Raw genomic sequence first — 6,615 nt, forward strand, 5'->3', positions numbered from 1 at the left:
CAGCATCCACAACGCCAGCGTCACACCCCAAGTCGGCATCATAGCCCTCGAAATTCAAGCCGACCGCCCCACCATACAACAAGCCATCCGCTGGCTCGAATCCCACTCCATCCAAGTCGAACCCGTCGAAATCAACACCATCGAAGGATAACTCCCGGGCCAGAACATCCCCATTCCCCACCCTCTACCCACCATTCCACGTCCCCATGCAAATCACCATCGAAGCTGATCAGACCGAAAAACACTACCTAAGAGATCTCTGGCACTACAGAGAACTCTTCCTCGTCCTCGCATGGCGCGACCTCGCCGTTCGATACAAACAAACGCTCATCGGCATCCTCTGGGCTATAATCCGCCCCCTCCTCACCATGCTCATCTTAACCTTCGTCTTCCACAAAGTCGCCAAGCTCCCAGCAGATGGATCGGCCCCATATCCCATCATGGTCTTAGCGGCACTACTCCCCTGGACCTTCTTCGCCACAGCCCTCGCCGACGCCAGCAATAGCCTCATCACCAACGCTAACCTCGTCAGCAAAGTCTATTTCCCCCGCCTCATCGTCCCGACAGCCTACATCGCTGTAGCGCTCGTTGACTTCCTCATCTCACTAGCGCTTATGTTCACCCTCATGCTCTATTACCAATTCATCCCCACATGGAAAATCTTTACTCTCCCCCTCTTTACTCTCCTCGCAATGCTTGCTGCCATTGGACCAGGCCTCTGGATCACCGCCCTCAACGTTAAATATCGCGACTTCCGCTACGTCATACCATTCCTTATCCAATTCGGCCTCTACATCTCTCCCGTCGGCTACAGCCTCACGCAGATCCCCTCACAATGGCTATTCCTCTACAGCCTCAATCCCCTCGTCGGAATCATCGAAGGATTTCGCTGGGCCATCATCGGCAACATCCCGTTCCCCTCCATCCCACTCTTCATCTCGTGCCCAATCACACTTCTCTTCCTAGGAATAGGTTATTTCAAGTTTAGAAAAATGGAGCGCTCCTTTGCCGACATTATCTAAGGGTTTGAAAACATATGCCCGACACCGCGATCCAAATCGAAAACCTTGGGAAACGCTACTTCGTAGGGCATATAGAAAAAGAACGTTACCAAACTTTCGCCTCCACCCTCGTTCAATCTGCTAAATCCATCGCCCGCAAAGCCGCCGATATGATCCGCGGCCGCCCCATCATCCACGGCGACCAAATCGAAGAATTCTGGGCGCTCCGCCACATCTCCCTCCAAATCCCCCAAGGCCAAGTCCTCGGCATCATCGGCCGCAACGGCGCAGGCAAGTCCACCCTGCTCAAGCTCCTCTCCCGCATCACCCACCCCACCGAAGGCCGCATCGCTATCCGTGGGCGCGTCGCCTCCCTCCTCGAAGTCGGCACAGGATTTCACCCCGAGCTTACCGGCCGCGAAAACATCTACCTCAACGGCGCCATCCTCGGCATGACTCGCTCCGAAATCCGCCGTAAATTTGACGCCATCGTCGAATTCGCAGGCATCGAAAAATTCATCGATACCCCCGTCAAACGCTACTCCAGCGGCATGTATGTCCGGCTCGCTTTCGCCGTCGCCGCTCACCTCGAACCCGAGATCCTCATCATTGATGAAGTGCTCGCCGTAGGCGACATAGCCTTCCAAAAAAAATGCCTCGGCAAAATGTCCGAAGTCTCCTCCCAAGGCCGCACCATCCTCTTCGTCAGCCACAACCTCAACGCCATGCTCAACCTCTGCACCGCTGGAGCTCTTCTCCATCAAGGCCGCCTCATCTACCAAGGTTCTATTCAAGACACCATTCGGGAATACAACGCCATACTCTCCGAATTTTCAGAAACTACCACCTACACCGCCACCACCTCCGATCCCTCTAAACCTCACTTCACCCACATCTCCGTTACACAAGACGGCCAGACCCCTTCTTCCTTCTTAATCCATCGCCCCATTCAAATTCACCTCAAATACCACACCGCTAATGTCCCCAATATCGTCACCACCGTCGTCATTCGCAACTCCCAAGGCATCTGGCTCCACCACTCCACTGACGAATTCGCCCCCACTCCCCTCCCCCCCAACGGCATGCGCACCTGCACCATTCCGCCATATTCACTAAACGCAGATGAATACTTTATCACAGTTGCCTTGAGCCACAGAAGTGGCGATATTCATGAGAAACTCACCGACATAATCAAGTTGTCACTAACGCCATCCGGACTTGCTGCCGAAAAATTCCCCATCGCTAACTGCCGTGGAGTTTGTCCGCCGAACGCTCTCATATGGCAATAAAATCAACCACACATATTCAGACTAAAGTAAATTGCTCTTTGCTATTACTACATCTACAATTAAACCAAGGTCATCCAAAATGGATTTTTTGAGATAGTTTCCCCTGCAAAAAAATTAAAGACCTTCCTCCTCTTTCAGAATCCTTCTCATAATCTTTGCCATGCCTCTCCCGCTTAAAGAAAAAATCAAAAATGCAGCCCCTCCCAAGCTTCTCAAAGCAATCCGCGTAGCTAAGAAATATAGCTCGCTCGCTTGGCATGACCTGCGCATCGGCCTCTTCGGCAACCTCTTCCCCCCAAAGCCCACGTCCATCAGCATGATGGCAAACGACATTTGCAACTCCCGCTGCCAAATGTGCCTCATCTGGCAACAAAAAAAAGACTACGAAATTACCCCAGACGACCTCCGCCAAATCCTCGCCGACCCTCTCTTCTCCAACGTCCAAGACGTCGGCATCACTGGCGGTGAACCCACCCTACGCCCTGACCTACCGGAACTCTTCCGCGTCGTCGCAGAACGCCGCCCTAAAATCCCCCACGCCTCCATTATCACCAACGCCATTCGCCAACACGACGTCACCACCCGCATCCTCCAATCCGCAGAAATCTGCCGCCAAAACGGCACCTCCTTCTCCGTCATGGTCTCACTCGACGGCCTCGGAGAAATCCACGACGCCGTCCGCGGTCGCAAGGGTAATTTCGAATCCGCCGTCGCATGCATCGAAACCTTCAAAAAAGCCGGCCTCCCCACCTCCATCGGATGCACCATCACCTCCACCAATGCCCCATATGTCGATGAACTGCTCGATTGGGCCATCCACAACAACATCCGCGCCCACTTCCGCATTGCCGAATTCATCGATCGCCTCTACAACGCCCCACAAAAACAGTTCATCCGCAACTTCGACCCCCTCACCCTCCACCACCTCGGCCTCTTCTACTCCCGCCTCATCTACGAATACGAACCGAACCCCACCTACAAAAAAACCTACCGCAGCGTCCGCGGCATGCTCACCGAAGGAAAACCACGCACCACAGGATGCCCCTATCACTACCACGCCGTCATCCTTACCTCCCGTGGCGACCTCCTCTACTGCTCCCCCAAGTCCCCCATCATCGGCAATCTACTCAAACAAACCCCAGCCTCAAAAGTCTTCTTCAACAACCTCCACATCCGCAAAGAAATTCGCCAAAAACACTGCGACAACTGCATCCACGATTACCACGTCCCTGAAACCTTCACCGACAAACTCACCTTCTACCTCAAAAATCGGCGCATCGCCCACACCTATCACATCCCCTCCCTCCTAAAACAAGCCTCCGCTCTCCCATCCACCCCCAAAATCCCCACCTCAAAAATCCAGCAACTAAAATCCTCCTCAGCCCTTATCGTCGGCTGGTATGGCACGGAAACTGCCGGAGACAAAGCCATCCTCCACACCCTCATCCATCGCCTCCTCTCCAGGCCTCACCCACCCCAAACCATCTACCTCGCAAGCCTTCATCCTTTCTATTCACGCTGGACTCTTCAAGAACTCCACCTCCCCTCCTCCGTCCAAATCATAGAAACCTTCTCTCCTCAGTTTGAAACCGTCTGCCGCACCACCGACGAAACCCTTATCGGCGGCGGCCCCCTCATGGACATCGATGCCATGAACCACATCCTCTACGCCTTCATCCATACCAAGCGCCGCAACGCTATCGCCCGCATCGAAGGTTGTGGCATCGGCCCCCTACGTCAACCTCACCTCGTCGCCCTCACCCGTGAACTCTGCCGCCTCGCCGATCACATCACCCTTCGCGACCAAGCCTCCACTCACCGCTGCATCCACGAATTCCGTTGCGAAGCGCACACCGTTCCCGATCCCGCCACTGAATACGTTCTAAAATGGAAACTTCAAAATGCTTCCTCATCCCCTCCACCCAATCCCACACCCATTCTAGCCTGTTACTTCCGCGATTGGCCTATCAACTACACCGAAGACCTCCCCTCCGATCAATACGACTCCACAAAAACCCGTTTCGAAAACGGTCTCCTCCATCTCCTTGCCCACCTTCACAAAACCTACAACCTCCCCATCGCTTTCCACGCTATGCACAACTTCTACGAGGGAGGCGACGACCGCACCTATGCTCGACACCTCTCTCGCAGACTTCTCCAAGAATTCAATATCCCACAAGAATCTATCACCTACCCTCGCCTCCCCGAATCTCCATCCCAAATTCTCTCAGCCATGAAAACCGCCACACTCAACCTCTGCATGCGCTTTCACTCCGTCCTCTTCGCCCACACCCTACAAGTGCCCTACTATGCCATCGACTATACTCGAGGCGGAAAAATCCATGCTTATCTGAACGATAATCAAGCCTCCGACCGCCTGATCTCCATGGACGCCATCATCTCCCATTCCGCCCAGGATCAGATTCAAATCCTGGCTCCGATATAATGACGGATCAATCCCTCTCCATCGCCATCCTATCTCAGACCGACACAGGCGGTGGCGCCACCCTTGTGCCAGCACGCTTGCATCGAGCCCTCCGATCGCAAGGAATCGATTCACACCTCATCGTTTCTCAACGCTCGCCCACCTCTGATCCCTTTACCCACACGATCCCTACCCCATACATTCCAGCGCGCATCGCAGAAAAACTATTCAACCGCGCCCTCCTCACCCTCGGCCTCCGCAACATCGCTCACCTCTCCACGCCCTCCATTGCTCAAATCCCTGCCTTCAAAAAATCCCCCGTCATCAACATCCACAACATCCACGGCGACTACCTAAATTATCTCGCACTCCCACGTCTGCTACGCCACAAAACCGTCCTCATCACCCTTCACGACATGTGGAACTTCACCGGCCACTGCGTCTACAGCTTCGACTGCCAGCGATGGAAAACTGGCTGTGGCCGTTGTCCATACCTCAACACCTACGTCGAGACCCGCCGCGACGCCTCTGCCCTCGAGCTTCGGTTGAAACGTAAAACGTTCACCCGCATCCAACCTCACTTCATCGCCATCAGCCGATGGATCCTCAATGCTTTTAGACAAAGCCAACTCAGCCACCTTCCCATTCATCACATTCCCAACGGCATCGATACCGATACCTACCGCCCTATTCCTAAGGACTTCGCCCGCAATCTCCTCCATCTTCCACAAAACAAAAAAATCATCCTCTACGCCGCCGCTAACCTCAACGACCCCCGCAAAGGCGCCGATCTCCTCATTCGTTCGCTAGCTCTCCTCCCCGCATCCCTCAAGCAAACCACACTCCTCATCACTATCGGCACACCTCCGAAAACACCCGATCCCGACATCGGCCTCCCCATCCGTCACCTCGGTTTTATTCATGACGACATCACAAAAAATATCATCCTCAATGCCGCCGATCTCCTTGCCTTTCCCACCCGCGCTGATAATCTCCCTCTCATCATCCAAGAAGCTATGGCAGCCGGTCTTCCTACCCTCTCGTTCCGCGTCGGTGGCGTCCCTGACCTCATTCGACATGAAGACAACGGCCTCCTCGCCGAGCCAGAAAACATAGAGGCCTTCAGCCATTACCTCACCCTGCTTCTCACCCATGACTTGCTCCGCCTCTCCATGTCCGAGCGCAACCGCATCATCGCCACCACCGAATACCCCCTCCCCCTCCAAGCCCAACGTTACTTAGAACTGGTTAGAAATGTTCTTAATACTCCATTATAACGTCAACGAAGCCAACCTGCAAATTGCCATTACCAAATCGCCGCCTTTTAATCCTCGCTTTTATATTATCTATCACTATTACCACACACAATGGCTAACTCCGATAAGATATGCTTAAGAAGAAAATAGTTGTCATAGGCACGGGATATGTGGGACTCCCTGCCGCACTGATGTGGGCACGAGCAGGTCAAGAAGTCGTCGGTGTAGACATCAACGAGAATCTTGTTAAGGCAATAAACGAACGAACTCTACTCTTAAACGAAAAGGAACTTCAAAACCTACTTTCCGATCCAATCGTTAAAAGCAACCTCAAAGCTACCACTTCACCTACTCACGGAGACGTATTCGTCATTGCAGTGCCCACACCTGTTGATCCCCTGAAAAAGGTCTGTGACCTTTCCGCAGTCACATCCGCAATAGAATCCATATGCCCATATCTAAGAAAGGGAAATCTATTGATACTAGAAAGCACTGTCCCACCAATGACATGTAGAAAAGTGGTTAAACCACTTGTGGAAAAACTTACCCCTTTCAAAATTCCAGACGACATTTATCTAGCACACTGTCCTGAGAGAATACTGCCCGGTGATATTTTTAGAGAAATAATACACAATGATCGCTTA

The 6,615-nt window shown here is 53.1% G+C and carries 5 protein-coding genes; all 5 read left to right on the forward strand.

Features of this window, described 5'->3' with window-relative positions:
* Positions 1-206: 206 nt before the first annotated feature.
* Positions 207-1,022, forward strand: coding sequence for an ABC transporter permease (locus NZM04_10815; GenBank protein MCS7064507.1), 816 nt, complete (start codon positions 207-209; stop codon positions 1,020-1,022).
* Between the two features lie 14 nt (positions 1,023-1,036).
* Complete coding sequence (locus tag NZM04_10820) at positions 1,037-2,290, forward strand: polysaccharide ABC transporter ATP-binding protein (GenBank protein ID MCS7064508.1); 1,254 nt, start codon at positions 1,037-1,039, stop codon at positions 2,288-2,290.
* A gap of 160 nt (positions 2,291-2,450) precedes the next feature.
* Positions 2,451-4,736, forward strand: a complete 2,286-nt coding sequence (locus NZM04_10825) for a polysaccharide pyruvyl transferase family protein (GenBank protein MCS7064509.1) — start codon at positions 2,451-2,453, stop codon at positions 4,734-4,736.
* Positions 4,736-5,992 (forward strand): glycosyltransferase, encoded by a 1,257-nt coding sequence (locus NZM04_10830; protein MCS7064510.1) that lies wholly within the window; start codon positions 4,736-4,738, stop codon positions 5,990-5,992. The genes NZM04_10825 and NZM04_10830 overlap by 1 nt, the downstream gene beginning before the upstream one ends.
* Positions 5,993-6,102: 110 nt before the next feature.
* A partial coding sequence (locus NZM04_10835) for an NAD(P)-binding domain-containing protein (protein ID MCS7064511.1) occupies positions 6,103-6,615 on the forward strand: 513 nt, incomplete at its 3' end.

The organism is Candidatus Methylacidiphilales bacterium (genome assembly GCA_025056655.1).
Classification (GTDB): Bacteria; Verrucomicrobiota; Verrucomicrobiia; order Methylacidiphilales; family JANWVL01; genus JANWVL01.